Origin of the sequence: Streptomyces roseochromogenus subsp. oscitans DS 12.976 (genome assembly GCF_000497445.1) — a bacterium.
Classification (GTDB): Bacteria; Actinomycetota; Actinomycetes; order Streptomycetales; family Streptomycetaceae; genus Streptomyces; species Streptomyces oscitans.
The window spans coordinates 6,628,719-6,648,789 of record NZ_CM002285.1; the positions used below are offsets into that span (position 1 = coordinate 6,628,719).

A 20,071-nucleotide genomic window follows, 5' to 3' on the forward strand; every position below is an offset into this window, starting at 1 on the left:
TGCGCCTCCTCCCTGCCGTACGTCTCCGGCCGGGACGGCTACGCCACCTACCGCATCCCGGCGGTCGTGACGACCCGGAACGGCACCGTCCTGGCCTTCGCCGAGGGCCGGCGCGACGGCATCAGCGACACGGGCGACATCGATGTCGTGCTGCGCCGCTCCTCCGACGGCGGCTGCACCTGGGGCTCGCTGACCGTGGTGGCCGCCGGGCACGGGGACACCCGGGGCAACCCGGCACCGGTCGTGGACCCGCGCACCGGTGCCGTCGTCCTCGTGACCTGCGGCAACAGCGGCTCGGCGACCGAGGGGCAGATCATGCGCGGCGAGGTCCCGGCGGACCGGGGCCGCCGGGTGTTCGTACAGCGCAGCCAGGACGACGGCCGCCACTTCAGCAGCCCCGTGGACATCACCGCCCAGGTGAAGCGGCCCGGCTGGCGCTGGTACGCCACCGGCCCCGGGCACGCGTTGGCCCTCACCCGGGGCTCGCACGCCGGCCGCCTGCTCGTCCCGGCCAACCACTCCGGCATGCCGCCCGCCGGTTCCTCCGACACCGGCCGGGAGGCGAAGTACTACGGCGGTCACGCCCTCTACAGCGACGACGGCGGCTGCACCTGGCACCTCGGTTTCGCGAACGACCACTACGACGGCGTGACCGACGTCAACGAGACGAGCGCCGCCCAACTCCCGGACGGCCGCGTCTACTTCAGCGCCCGCGACCAGGGTGGCAGCGCGCCCGGCAACCGCCTCGACGGCTACTCCGCCGACGGCGGCGCAACCCTCAACCGCCCCTACGCCGCCCAGCCCACCCTGGCCGACGTCCCCGCGGTCCAGAGCAGCGTCCTCCAACTCCCCGGCACAGGAGCGCCGTTGCTGTTCTCGGGCCCCTCCGTGCCCACCGCCCGCCGGGCCATGGCGATCTGGTCCAGCGAGGACTTCGGCCACACCTTCACCCGGCTGCGCACCCTCTCGGACCGGCCGGCCGCCTACTCCGACCTCGTCCCGCTCGGCCACGACACGGTCGGCATCCTCTACGAGACCGGCGCCCACACCTACGACACACTGGAGTTCCGCCGCCTGACCCTGCCCTGGAGCAGCCCCGTGGTCGCGCGCTGAGCTCCGCTGGAACGGCCGCGATATGCCGTCGTCCGTCTGCGGCGCTCAGAGCAGCCCCGCCGCCGCCAGGAACTTGCAGACCTTCTCGGTCTCCTCGCCGGACAGCGGTACCTGCGGCTCGGCCGTCACCGGGCAGTCGATGATGCCGCGCAGATGCAGCGCGGCCTTGAACGCGCCCAGTGCCGACGAACTGCCGCCCATCCGCGCCGGATCGCCGACCGCGACCATCCCGAACAGCGCGCACAGCCGCTCCTGTTCGGCCCGCGCGCCCTCCCAGTCGCCCGCCCGGCACATCCGGTACAGCCGCACATATCCGTGCGGGTCGACGTTGGCCAGCCCCGGCACGGCTCCGTCGGCGCCCAGCGCCAGCGCGGCGTCCACGAGCAGCTCGGAGCCGGTCAGCACGCTGAACCCGGGGTGCGTACGGGCCCCGGTGACGATCTCGCGGAAGGCACCCAGGTCCCCGCTGGAGTCCTTGATCCCGGCCAGCACCTGGTCGGCGGCCAGCCCCAGCACCAGGTCGGCGGGGAGCTTGGTGTGCACGGCGACGGGGATGTCGTAGGCGATGACCGGCACCTCGCCGGCGGCCGCGATCCTGCGGTAGTGGTGGACGATCTCGGCGCGGTGGGTGCGGGCGTAGAAGGGGGCTGTGACGACCACCGCCTCCGCTCCGGCCGCCGTCACCGCCGCGACGTGGTCGAGGACGCGGGGGGTGGTCATGTCGATGGCGCCGGCGAGGACCGGCAGCTGCCCGCCGATGTGAGCGACCACCGCCTCGACGACCTGTCTGCGCTGCCGGTCCGTCAGGAACGCCGCCTCGGACGTGGACCCGAGCACGAACAGCCCGTGCGCCCCGCCCTCCACCAGATGGTCGACCAGCCTGAGCAGCGAGCGGACGTCCACCTCGCGCTCCGGCGTCAGGGGGGTGCAGACGGGCGGGACGACACCGGTGAGCGGGGTGGGCAACGACATCAGGGCTCCTGGCGTGCTAGGTCGCGAGTCGACTGGTCCTCCTCTACAGGATGGTGGCAGCGGTAGCGGTGTCCGGGCCGTGACGCGGCCGAGAAGTCCGGCATCGCCCCGGCACACAGGTGATCCGCCTTCCAGCAGCGGGTGCGGAACGGGCAGCCGCTCGGCGGCCGGGTCGCCGAGGGAACCGGCCCGGTCAGCGGGATCGGGTCGATGGGGTCCAGCAGGCCGGGCGTGGCGGAGAACAGGGCGCGGGTGTACGGGTGCCGGGCCGCGTCGGTGACCCGGTCGGCCGGGGTCTCCTCCACGATCCGGCCCAGGTACATGGTGATCACCCGGTCGCTCATCCGCCGTACCGTCTGGATGTCGTGCGAGACGAACACCAGGGCAAGGCCGAGCCGTTCCCGCAGGTCCAGCAGCAGGTTGAGGATCTGCGCGCGGACCGAGACGTCCAGGGCGCTGGTCGGCTCGTCCGCGACGACCAGGGCGGGGTCCAGGGCGAGCGCGCGGGCGATGGCGACGCGCTGCCGCTGGCCGCCGGAGAGCTGTCCGGGCAGCGCGTCGGCCAGCGCCCGGGGCAGGCCCACCAAGGCCATCAACTCCCGTACTCTCTCCTCCCGTTCGGCCCGGGTGCCGCGGTCGTGGACATCCAGCGGGTCGCGCAGGATCCGGCGTACGGTCAGCCGCCGGTTGAGCGCGGTCGACGGATCCTGGAAGACCATCCCGACGCCCCTGCCGAGCGTGGCCCGGCGTTCCGCGGGCGGCATCGTCCACAGGTCACGGGCCCGGAACGCCACCGTTCCGGAGGTCGGCCGCTGGATGCCCACCAGCACCCGCGCCAGCGTCGACTTCCCGCACCCCGACTCACCGACCACGCCCACCGTCTCCCCGGCGGCCACGGTGAGGTCGGCGCCGGTCAGCGCGTACACCCGGTCGCGCCTCAGCAGTCCGCCACTGCGGGCCTTGTGCACCACATGCGCGTCCCGGACCTCGATGACGGCGTTCACTGGAGAGCCTCCTGCACGGGTACGGCTGGGTGATGGCAGGCGGCCGTGTGGGCGGCCGTACCGGTGAGGACGGGCGCGCTGTCGTGGCACAGCCGGGTCGCCAGCGGGCAGCGGTCGGCGAAGCGGCAGCCCGCCGGGAAGTCGGCCGGGGCGGGTACGACCCCCTTGATCTGCGTCATCCGTTGCTCGGCCGACTCCAGCGACAGCACACTGCCGAGCAGACCGCGCGTGTAGTGGTGGGCCGGCGCCGCCACCAGGTCGGCGGTCACCCCGCTCTCCACGATCTGCCCGCCGTACATCACCACCACCCGGTCGGTGACATCGGCGACCAGCGCCAGATCGTGCGAGACCAGGATCAGCGCGAAGCCCAGCTCCGCACGCAGCCGCAGCAGCAGTTCCATCACCTGGGCCTGCACGGTGACGTCCAGCGCGGTCGTCGGCTCGTCGGCGATGATCAGCCGTGGGTCGCGGGAGAGGGCCATGGCGATGAGGACGCGCTGGCGCTGGCCGCCGGACAGTTCGTGCGGATAGCTGCGCAGGGTGCGCTCCGGGTCGAGCCCGACCATCGACAGCAGCTCCTGCGGGGTACGGCGGCCACCGCGCCGGACGAGCTGCTTCAGCTGGGCGCGGATGGTCATCGCCGGGTTCAGCGAGGACAGGGCGTCCTGGTAGACCATCGCCATCTCGTGCCCGAGCAGCTTCCGCCGCGCCCGCATCGGCTCGGTGAGCAGGTCCCGCTGCCGGAACCGGATCCGGCCGCCGACGCGCGCGCCGGGCGGCTGGAGCCCCATCACGGTGAGCGCGGTCAGCGACTTCCCGCAGCCCGACTCGCCGACCAGCCCGAGCACTTCACCGGGGTACACCTCGAAACTGACCCCGGCGACGATGTCCACGCCCCGGTGCCGGTCCGGGAAGCCGATGGTGAGGCTCTCCACGGCGAGGACCGGCTGCCCGGAAGAGTCGGGGCGGGGCCGGGCCCGGGAACGCAGCCGCCGGGCGGCCTCGGCCAGGCCGGGCAACGGGAGCACCTCGCCGCTGCCGGACTCCGGCGCCTCCAGCCGGTCCTTCGGCGCCTCCACTTCCCTCGGCGCCGGTGCCGCCCACGCGTCGGACGCGCCCTCGGAGAGGATGTTCAGCGACAGCACGGTCAGCAAGATCAGCAGCCCGGGGAAGACCGTCGCCCACCAGCCTCCGGTCAGCACCATGTTCTTGCCGTCGGCGATGACACTGCCCCAGGACGGGTCCGGCGGCCGCACCCCGGCACCGATGAAGGACAGCGACGCCTCGAACACGATCGCCTCGGCGACCTGCACCGTGCAGAACACCAGCACCGGGGCGGCACAGTTGACGGCCACGTGCCGCAGCACGATGTGCGGGGTGCGGGCGCCGATCACCCGTTCCGCCGTGACGTAGTCCTCGCCGTACTGGTCGAGGACGTTGGCCCGTACGACCCGCGCCACCGGCGGCGTGAACAGGAAGGCGATCGCGCAGATCAGCACCCCGATGCCGCCGCCGAACACGGCGACCAGCACGGCCGCCAGCGCGATCCCCGGGAACGCCATCACCACGTCCAGGCAGCGCATCAGCGTCTCGTCGACGCCCTTGCGCGAGGTGGCCGCGATCGCCCCGATGACCGCGCCCACGACCAGGGCGAGTGCGGTCGCGCCCAGCCCGATCGCGAGCGACCACCGGGCGCCGTACATCAGCCGGCTCAGGATGTCCCGGCCGAGGCTGTCCTGCCCGAGCCAGTGCGCGGCCGACGGATGCCCGCTGCCGCCGACCGGGTCCTGCTGGTCCAGCGGATCATCCGGGGCGAGCACCGGGGCGAGCACGGCGACCAGCACCACCACGGCCAGGAAGCAGAGGGCGGCCTTCGACAGCAGCGGCAGCCGGCGCCAGCTCCGCAGCCGGACTCCGCCGGGCCGGGAGAACCGCTCGGCGAGACTCGCGCGCGTGACCATCAGGCCGCCCTCAGACGTGGGTTGACCAGCAGATACAGGATGTCGATGAGGAGGTTGACGACGACGAACCCGGTGGCCGTGGTGAGCACCACCCCCTGGACGACGGCCGGATCGCCGTTCTGTACGGCGTCGATCATCAGCTTGCCCATGCCGGGCAGCGAGAAGATGGTCTCGATGACGACGGCACCGCCGAGGAGATAACCGACCCGCAGTCCCAGCACGGTCAGCGGATTGACCAGGGCGTTCCTGAGGACGTTCCGCCCGACGACCACCAGGGGCGGCAGCCCGCTCCCGATCGCGGTGCGCACGTAGTCCTTGTCCAGCTCCTCCACCACCGAGGTCCGTACGATCCGGGTGAGCTGGGCGGCCACCGGCAGGGAGAGGGCGAAGGCAGGCAGCGCCATGGTCTTCAGCCAGCCGGTGACGGAGTCGGCCGGGTTGATATAGCCGCCGGTCGGGAACCAGCCCCGGTCCACCGCCAGGTACTGGATCATCAGCAGCGCCAGCCAGAACCCGGGCGCGGCCACCCCGATCAGCGAGACGACCCGGATGGCCTGGTCCGGGATCCGGTCCCGGTACACGGCCGCCGTGACCCCGCCGGACAGCGCCAGCACCACCGCGACACCGAGGCCGAGGAAGGTCAGCTGGAGGGTGAGCGGCAGCGCGGTGGTGACCTGGTCGACGACCGGGGCGCGGGTCAGTGCGCTGGTGCCGAGGTTGCCGTGGAGGAGGCCGCCGACGAAGTGGACGTACCGTACGGGCAGCGGATCCAGCAGCCCGCCCCGCTCCCGGAAGTCGTGCAGCTGCTGCGGGGTCGGGTTCGAGCCCTGGAAGAACGCGGACGCCGGGTCGACGTCCGAGAAGCGCATCACCAGGAACACGAACAGCACGATCCCGAGCATGAGCGGCACGAGCAGGGCGACACGGCGGAGCAGGATCCGTACGACGGCCGTCATGCCGTCAGACCCACTTGGCCTGGAGCACGTTGATCCCCGGGTACGGCTGTGCTCTTATCCCGGTGAGTTTGCGCGGGTCCCAGGCGGTCATCAGCTCGTTGTGCACCACCGGGTACAGCACGGCCTGCTCGGCGACGATGTCGATGTAGTCCTGGATCATCGCCTTCTTCTTCGCCGCGTCCGGCTCCCGGGTCGCCCGGTCCATGTCCTTGAAGAGCTGCTTGGCGACGGAGTCGTCGGCCCACCGGGTGTACCCCATCCACAGGTTCTGGGGGCCGTAGTTGTAGTGCATGATCAGGTCGGCGTCGAGCCCGAACTGATTGGGATTGGAGGCGGCGGCGACCACCTGGTAGTCCCGCTTCTGGTCCATCTTGGTGAAGACGGCCGTGGTCTCCTGCGGTGCCAGGGTCGTCTCCACGCCGACCGCGTCCCAGGACGACTTGATGGTCGGCAGACAGTCCACGATCCAACTGACGTTCACGGCAAGGATGTTGACCTTGAGGTTCGTCACGCCCGCCGCCTTCAGCAGCGCCTTCGCCTTCTGCGGGTCGTAGTCGTACACGGTCCTGGCCCGCCGGTAGCCGGGATTGCCCTCGTTGAGGAACGAGGAGGCGGGCTTCCCGTGCCCTCTCAGGGCGACCTGCACCATCTTCTCGGTGTCGATGGCGTAGTGCAGCGCCTGCCGCACCCGTACGTCGTCGAACGGCTTGTGCCGGGTGTTGAACATCAGGAACAGGTTGTTCATCCCGGCGCCGCCCGCGACCGTCAGGCCACCCTGCTCCAGTCTCGCGATATTGGCGTACGGGATGTTGTCCGCGATCTGTGCCCCGGCGCCGGACCCGGAGATCTTCGCGACGCGCGGAGCGGCGTCCACGATGGTCAGCCAGTTCATGCGCTTGAAGGCGGGCTTGCGGGGGCCGTTGTAGGCGGCGAACGCCTCGAAGGCGGTGTTGGACTTCGGGTGGTGCGCGGTCTGCCGGTACGGTCCCGAGCCCACGGCGAGTCCCTTGACGGCGTCGTCCCAGGCGCCGGGCCTGGAGAAGACGTGCTCCGGCATGATCTTGGCGAGGGTGAGCCGGGAAAGCCCGTCCGGGAAGGGGAACTTGAGTACCAGCTCGACGGTCCTCGTATCGACCTTCTTCACGCTGTCCAGCCAGCTCACGAAGAAGCCCTTGGCGAGCGTCTGGGTGCCCGGGTCGAGGATCCGGTCGAAGACGAACACGACGTCGTCGGCGGTGACCTGCTTGCCGTCGTGGAAGGTCGCGCCGGAGCGCAGTGTGAACCGCCAGGTGGTGGCGTTGGGGTCCTTGGGGACCTCGGTGCCGAGCGCCGGATACGGCACCCGGGTGATCGGGTCGGTGTCCAGCAGCCCCTCGTAGACATGGTTGTTGGCGGCCATCGAGAACGCCGACGCCGTCTGCGTCGGATCCCAGGTGCCGTCGTTGCCGTAGCCGATCACGGCGGTCAGCGTCCGGTCCTTGCCACCGCCTCCGGTGTCGTTCGTGGACTCGGGCCCGGCCGAGCAGCCGGCCAGCACGGGCGGCAGCGCGGCGGCCGCGCCCAGCGCACCGGTGAACTTCAGGAACGACCGGCGGCGCGGGGCCGGTGCGTCGGGGGTCACGTCGTCGCGCACGGGTCCTCCAGCAAGTCGGTGAGGGGAGGGGGTGGGAGATACGACGTCCTACGTCCTACGTCCGGTCGGTAGCGCGACCATAAGAGGGGCTGTGGGGGCGGTCAAGACAGCGCACACGAATGGCCTAGCCGTCAGAGGTCGTGCCAATGGCGGCCTGAAATACTCGGGTACGGGCGCGAGTTGGGCCGATCGGGTCCACAGGGATCGCGCAGGGGACGCGGCGGGTCAGGTCCGGTCGTCCCGTTCCTCCACGACCAGGTTGCCGTCCGGGGTCAGCCGGGCCAGGACGCCGGTGCGGTGGAAGCCGTCGGGGGTGAAGGCCCGGGCGTTGTGTTCGGGGGACCGGTAGTAGCCGCGAGGGGTGTACGGGCCGCGGACGAGGAGTTCGCCGGCCTCTCCCTCGGGGGCGTCGATACGGATCTCGTCGGCCGGGGAGACCGGGCGTCCTTGGGTCGTGAGCACGACGTCCCGCGGGTCGTCGAGGCGGGTCATGGTGAGCAGCCCCTCGGCCCTGCCGGACACCTGCTGCAGTCGGCAGCCGAAGCCGGGCTCGATCCGTGCGGCGAGGCCGGGGGCGAGTCGGCCGCCGCCGATCTGCAGCACGCGCAGCGAGGCCAGCGCCCCGGCAGGCGACGTCTGCCCGTCAAGGAGTGGAGCGGCGTCCGGTGCGGCGAGCGGGCGTGCCGGGCGTCGCGACGGGGTGAACGTTGCCTGCCGGGGCACCAGGCCGGCCCCGGCGCCGTCGAGGGCGTCCAGCCACCGGGCGGCGAGGCCGGGCAGCACCGCGGTGACGGTCACCCGTTCCCGCGCGATCGCGGCGAAGGCGGTGTCCGGTGCCGGGTCGTCGAGCAGCACCACGGTGCCGCCCGCGGCCAGGGTGCCGAGGATGCCGGGACTGCCGAGGGTGAGGTTGAACTCCGCGGGCAGCGCCGCCAGATAGACGTCCTCGGGGCCGAGGCCGAGCAACTCGGCGGTGGCGCGCAGCTGGTAGGCGTAGTCGTCGTGGGTACGGCCGATGAGCCCCGGCGGCGCCGTCGTACCGCCGGGCAGCACCGTCGTACCGCCCGACAGCAGGAAGAACGCCACGTCGGAGGCGTCCAGACGGCGGTCCGGTACGGGTGCCTCGTCCACAGTGTGCAGCGGGAAGGCCAGACAGCCGCCCGGCAGCACCGAGAAGCCGCCCGCCTGCTCGCCGGGCACGGCGACGGTGAAGATCCGCCGCAGTGATGTCGACCCGGTGGCGACCCGGGCGGCCATCGCGGTGTGGTCGAAGCCGCCGTGCACCGCCGGGCCGATGTAGCCGACGGCCTCGGTCTCGGCGACCACATGGGTGATCTCCCGCTCCCGATGGGTGATCGGCGCGAGCACGGGGACCGCCCCGGCGCGCATCAGCGCGAACACCGCGACGATGAACTCCGGGGTGTTCGGCAGCTGCACCACGACGCGCTTGCCGGGTGCGACGCCGCGCAGCCGCAGCCCCGCGGCCATCCGGTTCACCCGCCGGTCCAGCTGGAAGTACGTCAGACGGGTCGCGCCGTGCGCGAGCGCGGTGCGCGGGCCGTACGCGGCCGCCCAGTCGTGCAGCAGCTCGGGCAGGGTACGGCCCTGCCAGTAGCCGGCGCGGCGATAGGCGAGGGCGGTCTCCTCGGGCCAGGGGGTGAAGCCGTTCGCTGCCATCCCTGCAACATATTGTTGACCCGGTGATTCCGTAAAGCGGTTTGGCTTTTCCATGATTCGGAATTCGGGCGGGGTGGCGGATTGTAGAGGCGGAGCGTCACTCTGGATGTGCGAAGCGTGAAACTCGGGAAGGAAGGGGAGCAGGTCAAGGCGCGACGCACAATCCGCGCGGCGCGCTGTGTGCCGAACAGCCGGAGGACATGTTGAGGGAATTGCGGCCTGCCGTCGGCAGCCATGTGGTGGACACGCGTACCGGCAGGCTCGGCATCGTCATGGGGTACGAGGGGCCCTACGTCCAGCTGAGACCGTACGGCGGAGGTCGGGAGTGGGACGCCGAACCCGGAGCACTGCGCACCGCGACCGCCGCCGAGCGGCTCAAGGCGGCGACCGCGCACGCCAACGCCCGCAGCCGCGGAGAAGCGCTCTGACCGTTCCCCCGCATGGGTGAGAATGGGTGCCATGAGTCTGTTCCGCGACGACGGCATCGTGCTGCGCACCCAGAAGCTGGGTGAGGCGGACCGGATCATGTTGTGCTTGCCCGGGGGGCACCCCCCGGAGCCCCGGCCGGGTGAAGGCGGGGGTCGGCGATGAGTCTGTTCCGGGATGACGGCATCGTGCTGCGCACCCAGAAGCTGGGTGAGGCGGACCGGATCATCACGTTGCTCACGCGCGGTCACGGCCGGGTACGGGCCGTGGCGCGCGGGGTGCGGCGCACCAAGTCGAAGTTCGGGGCCCGGCTGGAGCCCTTCTCCCATGTTGACGTGCAGTTCTTCGCGCGCGGGAGCGAGCTGATCGGGCGCGGGCTCCCGCTGTGCACACAGAGTGAGACCATCGCGCCGTACGGCGGCGGGATCGTGACCGATTACGCGCGCTACACCGCCGGTACGGCGATGCTGGAGACCGCCGAGCGGTTCACGGACAACGAGGGCGAGCCCGCCGTGCAGCAGTATCTGCTGCTGGTCGGAGCCCTGCGGACGCTGGCGCGGGGAGAGCACGCCCCTCACCTCGTCCTCGACGCCTTCCTGCTGCGCTCCCTCGCCGTCAATGGCTACGCGCCCAGCTTCGACGCCTGCGCGAAGTGCGGCATGCCCGGCCCGAACCGCTTCTTCTCGGTCGCCTCCGGCGGCTCCGTCTGCGCCGACTGCCGGGTGCCCGGCAGCGTCGTACCCTCGCCACAGACCCTGGTACTGCTCGGCGCGCTGCTTACGGGAGACTGGGAGACGGCGGACACGTGCGAGGCGCGGTACGTCCGCGAGGGCAGCGGGCTGGTGTCCGCCTACCTGCACTGGCATCTGGAGCGGGGGCTGCGCTCGCTCAGGTATGTGGAAAAGACGTAGAGGGAGACGAGAAGCACATGGTCGTACGCGGGATCCTGGGACGCCAGCGGCGCGAGTACCGGGCGCCGGAGCCGCACCCGTCCGGTGCCCGCGCGCCGAAGCTCCCCGGCGAGCTGGTCCCGAACCACGTGGCCATCGTCATGGACGGCAACGGCCGGTGGGCGAAGGAGCGCGGTCTGCCCCGCACCGAAGGGCACAAGGTCGGCGCCGAGCGGGTGCTCGACGTGCTGCAGGGCTCCATCGAGATCGGCGTCCGCAACATCTCCCTCTACGCCTTCTCCACCGAGAACTGGAAGCGCTCGCCCGAAGAGGTCCGCTTCCTGATGAACTTCAACCGCGACTTCATCCGCAAGACCCGCGACCAGCTCGACGCACTCGGCATCCGGGTGCGCTGGGTGGGCCGGATGCCCCGGCTGTGGAAGTCGGTCGCCAAGGAGCTCCAGGTCGCCCAGGAGCAGACCAAGGGGAACGACCTGCTCACCCTGTACTTCTGCATGAACTACGGCGGGCGCGCCGAACTCGCCGACGCGGCCAAGGCGTTGGCCGAGGACGTGAAGGCCGGCCGGCTCGACCCGGCCAAGGTCAGCGAGAAGACCATCCAGAAGTACCTGTACTACCCCGACATGCCGGACGTGGACCTGTTCCTGCGCCCGAGCGGTGAGCAGCGCACCTCCAACTACCTGCTCTGGCAGAGCGCGTACGCCGAGATGGTCTTCCAGGACGTGCTGTGGCCCGACTTCGACCGGCGTGACCTGTGGCGGGCCTGTGTCGAATTTGCCTCCCGCGACCGGCGGTTCGGCGGCGCCGTCCCGAACGAGGAGCTGCTGGCCATGGAGGCCGCCATGAAGGGCGAATCCACCTCGTAGCGTGATCGGCTTATGTACGATCCCGCCTCATGGTCATGGGGCGGGAGCGGACCCCACCTCGACGGTGCGGGCGCGACTGCGGGTGAGCCGGTTCGGGTAGGTCTGGCGGTGGCTGCCGTTCGCCGCGCAGCCGCGGTATCGGGCAGCCGCGGTATCGGGAGGCACCGCGCGTGTTCGTCCTCCTCAGCGCGGACAAGAACGCCACCGCCTTCACCATGCCGCGTCCGGAAACGTCAGTCGCTCCGCGTCGCGCAGTCCGCGCACGTGCCGAAGATCTCCACCGTGTGGGCCACGTTGACGTAACCGTGCTCCGCCGCGATCGCCTCCGCCCACTTCTCCACCGCGGGTCCCTCGACCTCCACCGCCTTCCCGCAGGTGCGGCAGACCAGGTGGTGGTGGTGTTCGCCGGTGCTGCAGCGGCGGTAGACGGACTCGCCGTCGGACGTGCGCAGGACGTCGACCTCGCCGGCGTCGGCGAGGGACTGGAGGGTGCGGTAGACCGTGGTCAGACCGACCGAGTCGCCCTTGTGCTTGAGCATGTCGTGCAGATCCTGCGCACTGCGGAACTCGTCGACCTCGTCCAGGGCCGCCGCCACTGCTGCCCGCTGTCGGGTCGCACGGCCCTTCACGGGCGGTCCAGCGGTCGTCACCGTTGCCTCCTTCGATGGCTCGTTCGCCTGCGGGGCGACTTGAGCCGGTGTCGGGGGCGCGACCGTGCTCAGCCCTTCGGGCCTCCGCGCGCTCGCGCCCTCGACACCGGCGCGCCCCTTCGGCTCTCTCGCGGGCTCATCTCTCGCTTCTGCCCGGGTGGCCATTGTGCCAGCCCGGGCTGTCAGCGGTCAGACACCGATCTTGTCCCCGGCCCCTCTCGTGGCCGGAATCGTGCACTCGGCCGGGTCCCCCGCCGGGTGTGCGGCGGCCGCCGCACGGGCGCGTCGACGGGCCAGCGGCGTGGCCAGCGCCGTCAGCGCGACGAACGCGGCGATGGTCAGCAGGACGATCGTCGCACCGGGCGGAACGTCCTGGTAGTACGAGGTGATCGTGCCGCTGACGGTCACCGTCACCCCGATCGCGACGGCGATCACCAAGGTCGCCGTGAAGCTGCGGCTGAGCTGCTGCGCGGCCGCCACCGGCACCACCATCAGCGCGGACACCAGCAGCAGACCGACCACGCGCATGGCGACGGTCACGGTCACCGCCGCCGTCACGGCCGTCAACAGGTTGAGCGCGCGCACCGGCAGGCCCGTGACCCGCGCGAACTCCTCGTCCTGGCTGACCGCGAACAGCTGGCGGCGCAGGCCGAGCGTGACCAGCACCACGAACGCGGCCAGCAGACAGATCGAGACGACGTCCGACTGCGAGACCGTCGACAGCGAGCCGAACAGGTACGTCGTCAGGTTCGCGTTGGAGCCCGTCGGCGCCAGGTTGATGAACATCACGCCGCCGGCCATACCGCCGTAGAAGAGCATGGCGAGGGCGATGTCGCCGCGGGTCTTGCCGTACCAGCGGATCAGTTCCATCAGGACCGCGCCGAGCACCGACACGGCGGTCGCCATCCAGACCGGGGAGGTGGAGAGGAGGAAGCCGAGGCCGACGCCCGTCATCGCCACGTGCCCGATGCCGTCGCCCATCAGGGCCTGGCGGCGCTGGACCAGATAGATGCCGACCGCGGGCGCCGTGATGCCGACCAGGACGGCGGCGAGCAGCGCCCGCTGCATGAAGGCGTAGTTCAGGAAGTCCATCAGCTCAGCAGTCCCGTCCGCAGAGGTTCGGAGCCCGCGGATGCGTGCGGGTGTACGTGGTCGTGGCCGGGCAGGGCATGCTGGCCAACGGCGCGCGGCGGCGGCCCGTCGTGCAGCACACAGCCGTCGCGCAGGACGACCGCCCGGTCGATCAGGGGCTCCAGGGGGCCCAGTTCGTGCAGTACGAGCAGGACCGTCGTGCCCCGCTCGACCTGTTCGCGCAGCGTCCGCGCGAGGATCTCCTGGCTGGCCAGGTCGACGCCCGCCATCGGCTCGTCCATGATCAGCAGTTCGGGCTCGGCGACGAGGGCGCGGGCGATCAGGACGCGCTGGTGCTGGCCGCCGGAGAGGGCGTTCACCGAGTCCTTGGCCCGGTCGGCCATGCCGACCAGCTCCAGGGCCCGCTGCACGGCCTCCCGGTCGGCCTTGCGGAAGACGCCGAAGCGGGTGCGGGAGAGCCGGCCGGACGACACGATCTCGGTCACCGTCGCGGGGACTCCGCCCGCGGCCGTCGTCCGCTGCGGTACGTAGCCCACGCGCGCCCAGTCGCGGAAGGCGCGGCGCGGGGTGCCGAACAGCTCGACCGTGCCGCCGCTCGCCGGGACCTGGCCGATGATCGTGCGGATGGCCGTGGACTTGCCGGAGCCGTTGGCGCCGAGCAGCGCGACGACCTCGCCGCGGCCGACGGTCAGGTCGATGCCGCGCAGCACGGGACGCGCGCCGAGTTCGGCGGTGACGCCGCGCAGGGCTATGACGGGTTCTCCCATGATCCTGCCTTCCCTGTCGGTCACTTGGCGCCCAGCGCCTGCTGGAGTGCCTTGAGGTTGGCCTCCTGGACGGAGAAGTAGTCCTTGCCGCGGGACTTGGCCGTGATGCCCTCGATCGGGTCGAGGACGTCGGTCTTCAGGCCCGCGTCGCTCGCGATGGTCTTCGCGGTCTTGTCGCTGACGAGCGTCTCGTAGAAGACGGTGGAGACGCCGTCGGCCTTGGCCATGGTCTCCAGGTCCTTGACCCGGGCCGCGCTCGGCTCGGACTCGGGGTCGAGGCCGCTGATGGCCTCCTCGGTGAGGCCGTAGCGCTCGGCGAGGTAGCCGAAGGCGGCGTGGGTGGTGATGAAGACCTTGGTCTTCGTGTGCGCCAGGCCGTCCGTGAACTGTGTGTTCAGGTCGTTCAGCTGCTTGACCAGGGCCGCGGTGTTCTTCTCGTAGTCGGCCGCGTGCTTCGGGTCGGCCTTCTCGAAGGCCTTGCCGACACCCTCGGCGACCTGGGCGTAACGCACCGGGTCGAGCCAGATGTGCGGGTCCTTGCCCGCCGACTCCTCGTTCTGGTGGGTGTCGTGCGCGGCCGCGTGGCCGCCGACCTCGTTGCCGTGCTGCTCCAGCGTGGTCAGGGAGGCCGCGTCGATCTTCGTCTTGACCGGGGACTGGGCCACCGCGTCGTCGACGGAGGGCTGGAGGTTCTTCAGGTACAGGACCGCGTCGGAGTCCTGGAGCATGGCGATCTGCTGGGGGCTGATCTCCAGGTCGTGCGGCTCCTGGCCGGGGGAGGTGAGGCTGGTGACGTGGACGTGGCTCCCGCCGATCCGCTCGGCGAGGAAGGCCATGGGATAGAAGGACGCGACGACGTCGAACTTGCCGGTGCCGGCCGCTGCCGCGTTGTCACTGGAGCAGGCGGAGAGTGTGCCGATCCCGAGGGCGGTGACCGCGGTGAGCGCGGCGGCGGGTATGAGGCGTCGTCGTACGTTCATGACAGTCATTTTCAACAAATATGGAAACCGTTGTCAACAAGCCTGGTGAGGGGCCCTGGAGCAGGGGGCCGATTTGGCCGAGGGGGAGCCTGCGCCGGTAACCTGAATCATTCGCTGGAAGCATCTCGCTTCAACGCCCGTCGTCGTAATGAAGAGAGCACCGTGGCCGCCGACAAGATCGACACCATCGTCAGCCTGAGCAAGCGCCGTGGCTTCGTTTTCCCGTGCAGTGAGATCTACGGCGGACAGCGTGCCGCCTGGGACTACGGACCGCTGGGTGTCGAGCTCAAGGAGAACATCAAGCGTCAGTGGTGGCGCTACATGGTGACGTCGCGCGAGGACGTGGTCGGTATCGACTCGTCCGTCATCCTGGCCTCCGAGGTCTGGGTCGCGTCCGGCCACGTCGCCACCTTCACGGACCCGCTGACCGAGTGCACCGCGTGTCACAAGCGGTTCCGCGCCGACCACCTGGAAGAGGCGTACGAGGAGAAGAAGGGCCACGCCCCGGCGAACGGCCTCGCCGACATCAACTGCCCGAACTGCGGCAACAAGGGCCAGTTCACCGAGCCCAAGCAGTTCTCGGGTCTGCTGTCGACGCACCTCGGCCCGACGCAGGACTCCGGCTCGGTCGCCTACCTGCGCCCCGAGACCGCCCAGGGCATCTTCACCAACTTCGCCCAGGTGCAGACCACCTCGCGCCGCAAGCCGCCGTTCGGCATCGCCCAGATGGGCAAGTCGTTCCGCAACGAGATCACGCCAGGCAACTTCATCTTCCGCACCCGTGAGTTCGAGCAGATGGAGATGGAGTTCTTCGTCAAGCCGGGCGAGGACGAGAAGTGGCACGAGTACTGGATGGAGCAGCGCTGGAACTGGTACACCGGCCTGGGTCTGCGCACTGAGAACATGCGCTGGTACGACCACCCGAAGGAGAAGCTCTCCCACTACTCCAAGCGCACCGCCGACATCGAGTACCGCTTCCAGTTCGGCGGCTCGGAGTGGGGCGAGCTGGAGGGTGTCGCGAACCGTACGGACTACGACCTGGGTGCGCACTCGAAGGCCTCCGGCCAGGACCTCTCCTACTTCGACCAGGAGGCCGGCGAGCGCTGGACGCCGTACGTCATCGAGCCCGCGGCCGGTGTCGGGCGCACCATGCTGGCCTTCCTGCTCGACGCGTACGTCGAGGACGAGGCGCCGAACGCCAAGGGCAAGATGGAGAAGCGTACGGTGCTGCGCCTCGACCACCGGCTGGCACCGGTGAAGGTCGCGGTGCTGCCCCTGTCGAGGAACCCCGAACTGTCCCCGAAGGCCAAGGGTCTCGCCCAGGCGCTGCGGCAGAACTGGAACATCGAGTTCGACGACGCCGGTGCCATCGGCCGCCGCTACCGTCGCCAGGACGAGATCGGTACGCCGTACTGCGTGACCGTCGACTTCGACACGCTTGAGGACAACGCCGTTACGGTGCGTGAGCGTGACTCGATGAAGCAGGAGCGCGTGTCCCTCGACCAGATCGAGGGGTACCTGGCGCAGCGTCTCCTGGGCTGCTGAGGCCCGCGGCGCACCAGCCGTTCTCCGCCCGCCCACCCGCCGACTCGCTCGGCTGGTGGGCGGGCGTTGTCATACGCTCATTTCCTGACCGCCGTCACGATCACATAGGCCGTCCTCTTCACGCGGCCGTGGTGGGAGACGATCGTGACCGGATAGCGGCCCGGCTTCAGATCGGCACGGAGGGTGGCGATGGTGAAGTAGCGCGGGTCGTCACCGTCGGCGCCCTTGCTGGTGTCCCGGCCCAGGCGGACGGCGTGGACGAACGCCGGGGACGTGGCGGTCAGGCGGGTCTCCTCGCCCGGGTCCGGGTACGCGTCGTGCCAGATGACCCCGACCCGCCCGCCGGCGCGGACCCTGATCTCGTGATGGCCCTGGCCGGGGTAGCCCCTGTCCGGGTCGTAGAAGTCGGGGCCGTGCGGTTTGCCGAGGTAGTCGCGGTCGCCGGGACGGGCCGCCCGGACCTTCAGATGCTTCTCGGCGATGCGGTGGCCGTGCGGGCCGTACAGCTCGAAGGCGTAACTGCCGTCCGCCAGGCCGGGCTTGAGCTCCGGAACGGCCGAGAAGGCCCGGGGGTCGTAGTAGTCGATCACGTTGTCGTGGACGAGCCGCACGGGCCGGGGCAGCGCCGGGGACCGCACGGTGAAGTCGGTGCCGCGCTCGCCCGGGTACAGGTCGTCGAAGCGCAGCGCCACCGGCTCGCCGGGCCGGGTCGCGCGCCAGTCCACGCCGACCGTGAACGACGGGCGTACGGAGCGGACGACTTGGATCCGGTCGGTGGCCACGGTGCGGCCCGCGACCGCGACCGACAGCGGGTACCAGCCGGGCCGGTCCGTCATGGCGAGCGGTGCCACCGCCTCGTAGGCGTGGTCACCCTTGTCCCAGCGCAGCCGTACGGTCGTGCCGAAAGCACGCGACTCGGCGGTCACCGCGTCGTGTCCCCCGGCCCGGCCGACGCCGTCGAGCAGGATGGAGACCAGCTGCCCGGGGCGGGCGTCGAGCTGGCCGTTCAGGATCAGGAGGGGCTTGCCGGGCGTGGCTACGGGGGCGATCGGAGTGCTCGCCGTGCTCGCGGTGTGGTGCGCGGGCACGGCCGCACTCGGCTCGGCCCCGGCCTTGCCCGCCGAGGGGACGCACCCGCACAGCGCGAGACCGGCCGCTGCGACGCCCAGGGGTTTGGACCAGTTCATCGTGTTCCCCCACTTGTCGGTCACACGATGAGATGCCGGAATTGCGGTGCGGGTTGTCCATGGGAGGGCAAGGTTTTCTTGTTCTCAGCGGCCCTGAAGCGCCTTGACGTTGTCGCCGAAGGTCCAGTTCTTCGAGCCGTCCCAGTTGATCGACCAGGTCATCAGGCCCTTGAGCGCGCTGCCGTAGTGCTGCCAGGCCTGGGAGACGAGGGACGGTGACATGTAGCCGCCGCCCGCGCCGGGCTGGGCGGGCAGACCCGGGACCTGTTTGTCGTACGGCACCTTGATGGTCGTGCCCTGCACCACCAGGCCCTTGTCCAGGCAGTCGGTCTGGGCGGTGAAGCCCGCGACCGTGCCCGCCTCGTAGGAGTCGCCGGAGCAGCCGTACATGCTGCCGTTGTAGTACTGCATGTTCAGCCACCACAGCCGGCCGTTGTCCGCGTACTTCTTGATGATCGGCAGATACGCGCCCCAGATCGAGCCGTAGGTGACGCTGCCGCCGGTGACGTACGCGGTCTCGGGGGCCATCGTCAGGCCGAAGCCGGACGGCATCCGGTCGAGGATGCCGTCGATGATGCGGATCAGGTTGGCCTGGGACGGGGACAGCCGGGTGATGCTGCCGCTGTCTGTCAGGCCCGTCTCGATGTCTATGTCGACGCCGTCGAAGTTGTACTTCTTCAGGATGGGGACGATCGTCGAGACGAACTTGTCGGCCACGGTGGCCGAGTTGAGGTCGATGCCGGCCGTCGCGCCGCCGATCGAGAGCAGGATCGTCTGGCCGGACGCCTTGGCGGCGCACATCTCGGCGGGCGTCGCCACCTTCACGCCCGTGTCCATGCCGTCCTCCCACAGCGCTGTGCCGTCGGAGCGGATGACCGGGAAGGCCGCGTTGATGACGTTGTAACCGTGCGCGGGGATACGGGAGTCGGTGATCGGGGTCCAGCCGAAGGGCGGGTGGACGCCGTTGGCCGAGCCGTCCCAGTTCTCCCAGTAGCCCTGGAGGACCTTGCCGGCCGGCCGGGACTTCACGGCGCAGGTGTCGGCGGCGGAGGCGGTGGGGGCGGTGGCGATCGCGAGGGGGACGAGGGCGGCCGCGGTGAGCGCGGTGGCGAGCAGGCGTCGGAGCATGCGAGGCCTCCCGGTGGGGGGTACGGCGAGGTGTCGTAGGCATGACAGTGCTCTGGTCCAGACCTCTCGTCAATAGGTCTGGACCATTCTGTGGGCTTCAGGGCTTCTGCAGGTCTTCCGAGGCCTTGAATGACAAAGTTGGAGTGACAGATATTGAAATCTGTCAGGTGTCATGGCATCGTGAAGGCATGACGATGCGAACCCGAAACCTCGGAACCACCGGACCTGCCGTCTCCGCCCTCGGCCTCGGCTGCATGGGCATGTCCGCGCTCTACGGCGACGCCGACCGCGCGGAGTCCATCGCGACCATCCACGCCGCCCTCGAAGCGGGCGTCACGCTCCTCGACACCGGCGACTTCTACGCCATGGGGCACAACGAGATGCTGATCGGCGAGGCCCTGCGCACCGCCCCGGCGGCCCTCCGCGAGCAGGCCCTGACCAGCGTGAAGTTCGGCGCCCTGCGCGACCCGGAGGGCAACTGGGTGGGTTACGACGGCCGCCCGGCCGCCGTGAAGAACTTCGCCGCCTACTCCCTGCAGCGCCTCGGCGTCGACCACATCGACGTCTACCGGATCGCCCGTCTCGACCCGGACGTCCCCATCGAGGAGACCGTCGGCGCGATCGCCGAACTGATCGAGAAGGGGTACGTCCGGCACGTCGGCCTGAGCGAGGTCGGCGCCGAGACCATCCGGCGGGCCGCCGCCACCGCCCCGATCGCCGATCTGCAGATCGAGTACTCGCTGATCAGCCGGGGCATCGAGCGGGACATCCTGCCCACCACCCGCGAACTGGGCATCGGCATCACGGCGTACGGCGTGCTCTCGCGTGGGCTGATCTCCGGGCACTTCTCCCGCGACCGGCAGCTGGCCGCGAACGACTTCCGCGCCCACTCGCCCCGCTTCCAGGGCGAGAACCTCCAGCACAACCTGAATCTGGTCGAGGCCCTGCGTAAGATCGCCGAGCAGAAGGGCGTGTCGGTCGCGCAGATCGCCATCGCCTGGGTCCTCGCCCAGGGTGAGGACATCGTGCCGTTGGTCGGCGCCCGGACCCGTGAGCGGCTGAGCGAGTCGCTGGGCGCGCTGGACGTCACCCTGGACGCGGCCGACCTGGCGGCGATCGAGGAGGCCGTACCGGCGGACGCGGCGGCCGGCGACCGCTACCCGTCCGCACAGCTGGCACACCTCGACAGCGAGCGCTGATCGT

At 70.5% G+C, this 20,071-nt stretch carries 18 protein-coding genes; 6 read left to right on the forward strand and 12 right to left on the reverse strand.

What is annotated here, in order from left to right; genetic code table 11:
- Positions 1–1,113: sialidase family protein (locus tag M878_RS78445; RefSeq protein ID WP_023550926.1), on the forward strand; the 1,113-nt coding region annotated here is incomplete at its 5' end.
- 45 nt (positions 1,114–1,158) lie between these two features.
- On the opposite strand, the gene M878_RS78450 is transcribed toward M878_RS78445, so the two are convergent.
- The 6 genes from M878_RS78450 to M878_RS78475 all read right to left on the reverse strand — a co-directional run bounded on the left by M878_RS78450 (position 1,159) and on the right by M878_RS78475 (position 9,316).
- A complete protein-coding gene (locus tag M878_RS78450; protein ID WP_023550927.1) occupies positions 1,159–2,085 on the reverse strand; it encodes a dihydrodipicolinate synthase family protein in 927 nt (308 codons plus the stop codon).
- A complete protein-coding gene (locus M878_RS78455) occupies positions 2,085–3,089 on the reverse strand; it encodes an oligopeptide/dipeptide ABC transporter ATP-binding protein (protein ID WP_023550928.1) in 1,005 nt (334 codons plus the stop codon). Before M878_RS78455 ends, M878_RS78450 begins: the two co-directional genes overlap by 1 nt.
- Positions 3,086–5,050, reverse strand: a complete 1,965-nt coding sequence (locus M878_RS78460) for a dipeptide/oligopeptide/nickel ABC transporter permease/ATP-binding protein (protein WP_023550929.1) — start codon at positions 5,048–5,050, stop codon at positions 3,086–3,088. Before M878_RS78460 ends, M878_RS78455 begins: the two co-directional genes overlap by 4 nt.
- The gene (locus tag M878_RS78465) at positions 5,050–6,006 is read right to left on the reverse strand and encodes an ABC transporter permease (RefSeq protein WP_023550930.1); all 957 of its coding nucleotides are present in this window, start codon (positions 6,004–6,006) and stop codon (positions 5,050–5,052) included. Before M878_RS78465 ends, M878_RS78460 begins: the two co-directional genes overlap by 1 nt.
- A 4-nt stretch (positions 6,007–6,010) precedes the next feature.
- A complete protein-coding gene (locus tag M878_RS78470; RefSeq protein ID WP_023550931.1) occupies positions 6,011–7,639 on the reverse strand; it encodes an ABC transporter substrate-binding protein in 1,629 nt (542 codons plus the stop codon).
- Positions 7,640–7,864: 225 nt separating this feature from the next.
- Entirely contained in the window at positions 7,865–9,316 is a 1,452-nt protein-coding gene (locus M878_RS78475) for a (2,3-dihydroxybenzoyl)adenylate synthase (protein ID WP_023550932.1), read from the reverse strand.
- A gap of 200 nt (positions 9,317–9,516) precedes the next feature.
- Here M878_RS78475 and M878_RS78480 point away from each other — a divergent pair, with 200 nt between their 5' ends.
- The 3 genes from M878_RS78480 to M878_RS78490 all read left to right on the forward strand — a co-directional run bounded on the left by M878_RS78480 (position 9,517) and on the right by M878_RS78490 (position 11,519).
- On the forward strand, positions 9,517–9,744 hold the full coding sequence (locus M878_RS78480; RefSeq protein ID WP_106962764.1) for a hypothetical protein: 228 nt from the start codon (positions 9,517–9,519) through the stop codon (positions 9,742–9,744).
- A gap of 159 nt (positions 9,745–9,903) precedes the next feature.
- Positions 9,904–10,653 (forward strand): DNA repair protein RecO, encoded by a 750-nt coding sequence (gene recO / locus M878_RS78485; protein ID WP_023550935.1) that lies wholly within the window; start codon positions 9,904–9,906, stop codon positions 10,651–10,653.
- A 17-nt stretch (positions 10,654–10,670) separates the two neighbouring features.
- Complete coding sequence (locus tag M878_RS78490; RefSeq protein WP_023550936.1) at positions 10,671–11,519, forward strand: isoprenyl transferase; 849 nt, start codon at positions 10,671–10,673, stop codon at positions 11,517–11,519.
- 233 nt (positions 11,520–11,752) lie between these two features.
- Here M878_RS78490 and M878_RS78495 read toward each other — a convergent pair whose 3' ends face one another.
- From M878_RS78495 to M878_RS78510, 4 genes are all read right to left on the reverse strand, one after another.
- Positions 11,753–12,169, reverse strand: coding sequence for a Fur family transcriptional regulator (locus M878_RS78495; RefSeq protein ID WP_031226129.1), 417 nt, complete (start codon positions 12,167–12,169; stop codon positions 11,753–11,755).
- A 189-nt stretch (positions 12,170–12,358) separates the two neighbouring features.
- Positions 12,359–13,261, reverse strand: a complete 903-nt coding sequence (locus M878_RS78500; protein WP_023550938.1) for a metal ABC transporter permease — start codon at positions 13,259–13,261, stop codon at positions 12,359–12,361.
- Entirely contained in the window at positions 13,261–14,028 is a 768-nt protein-coding gene (locus M878_RS78505; protein WP_023550939.1) for a metal ABC transporter ATP-binding protein, read from the reverse strand. Before M878_RS78505 ends, M878_RS78500 begins: the two co-directional genes overlap by 1 nt.
- Before the next feature lie 20 nt (positions 14,029–14,048).
- The gene (locus M878_RS78510) at positions 14,049–15,008 is read right to left on the reverse strand and encodes a metal ABC transporter substrate-binding protein (protein ID WP_023550940.1); all 960 of its coding nucleotides are present in this window, start codon (positions 15,006–15,008) and stop codon (positions 14,049–14,051) included.
- Between the two features lie 162 nt (positions 15,009–15,170).
- Between M878_RS78510 and M878_RS78515 the strand changes: the two genes are divergently transcribed.
- Positions 15,171–16,553 carry a glycine--tRNA ligase gene (locus M878_RS78515; RefSeq protein ID WP_023550941.1) on the forward strand — a complete coding sequence of 461 codons (1,383 nt, stop codon included), beginning with the start codon at positions 15,171–15,173 and terminating at the stop codon, positions 16,551–16,553.
- 77 nt (positions 16,554–16,630) lie between these two features.
- Here M878_RS78515 and M878_RS78520 read toward each other — a convergent pair whose 3' ends face one another.
- The gene (locus tag M878_RS78520) at positions 16,631–17,764 is read right to left on the reverse strand and encodes a hypothetical protein (RefSeq protein WP_023550942.1); all 1,134 of its coding nucleotides are present in this window, start codon (positions 17,762–17,764) and stop codon (positions 16,631–16,633) included.
- Between the two features lie 60 nt (positions 17,765–17,824).
- Positions 17,825–18,868 carry a chitinase gene (locus tag M878_RS78525; protein WP_023550943.1) on the reverse strand — a complete coding sequence of 348 codons (1,044 nt, stop codon included), beginning with the start codon at positions 18,866–18,868 and terminating at the stop codon, positions 17,825–17,827.
- A 188-nt stretch (positions 18,869–19,056) separates the two neighbouring features.
- Between M878_RS78525 and M878_RS78530 the strand changes: the two genes are divergently transcribed.
- Positions 19,057–20,067, forward strand: a complete 1,011-nt coding sequence (locus tag M878_RS78530; RefSeq protein WP_023550944.1) for an aldo/keto reductase — start codon at positions 19,057–19,059, stop codon at positions 20,065–20,067.
- Positions 20,068–20,071: the final 4 nt, after the last annotated feature.

Coding starts and splice junctions, on each gene's coding strand:
- M878_RS78450 (WP_023550927.1), bottom strand. CDS start 2,085: ATGTCGTTGCCCACCCCGCTCACCGGTGTCGTCCCGCCCGTCTGCACC.
- M878_RS78460 (WP_023550929.1), bottom strand. CDS start 5,050: ATGGTCACGCGCGCGAGTCTCGCCGAGCGGTTCTCCCGGCCCGGCGGA.
- M878_RS78465 (WP_023550930.1), bottom strand. CDS start 6,006: ATGACGGCCGTCGTACGGATCCTGCTCCGCCGTGTCGCCCTGCTCGTG.
- M878_RS78475 (WP_023550932.1), bottom strand. CDS start 9,316: ATGGCAGCGAACGGCTTCACCCCCTGGCCCGAGGAGACCGCCCTCGCC.
- M878_RS78480 (WP_106962764.1), top strand. CDS start 9,517: ATGTTGAGGGAATTGCGGCCTGCCGTCGGCAGCCATGTGGTGGACACG.
- recO (WP_023550935.1), top strand. CDS start 9,904: ATGAGTCTGTTCCGGGATGACGGCATCGTGCTGCGCACCCAGAAGCTG.
- M878_RS78490 (WP_023550936.1), top strand. CDS start 10,671: ATGGTCGTACGCGGGATCCTGGGACGCCAGCGGCGCGAGTACCGGGCG.
- M878_RS78500 (WP_023550938.1), bottom strand. CDS start 13,261: ATGGACTTCCTGAACTACGCCTTCATGCAGCGGGCGCTGCTCGCCGCC.
- M878_RS78505 (WP_023550939.1), bottom strand. CDS start 14,028: ATGGGAGAACCCGTCATAGCCCTGCGCGGCGTCACCGCCGAACTCGGC.
- M878_RS78510 (WP_023550940.1), bottom strand. CDS start 15,008: ATGAACGTACGACGACGCCTCATACCCGCCGCCGCGCTCACCGCGGTC.
- M878_RS78525 (WP_023550943.1), bottom strand. CDS start 18,868: ATGCTCCGACGCCTGCTCGCCACCGCGCTCACCGCGGCCGCCCTCGTC.
- M878_RS78530 (WP_023550944.1), top strand. CDS start 19,057: ATGACGATGCGAACCCGAAACCTCGGAACCACCGGACCTGCCGTCTCC.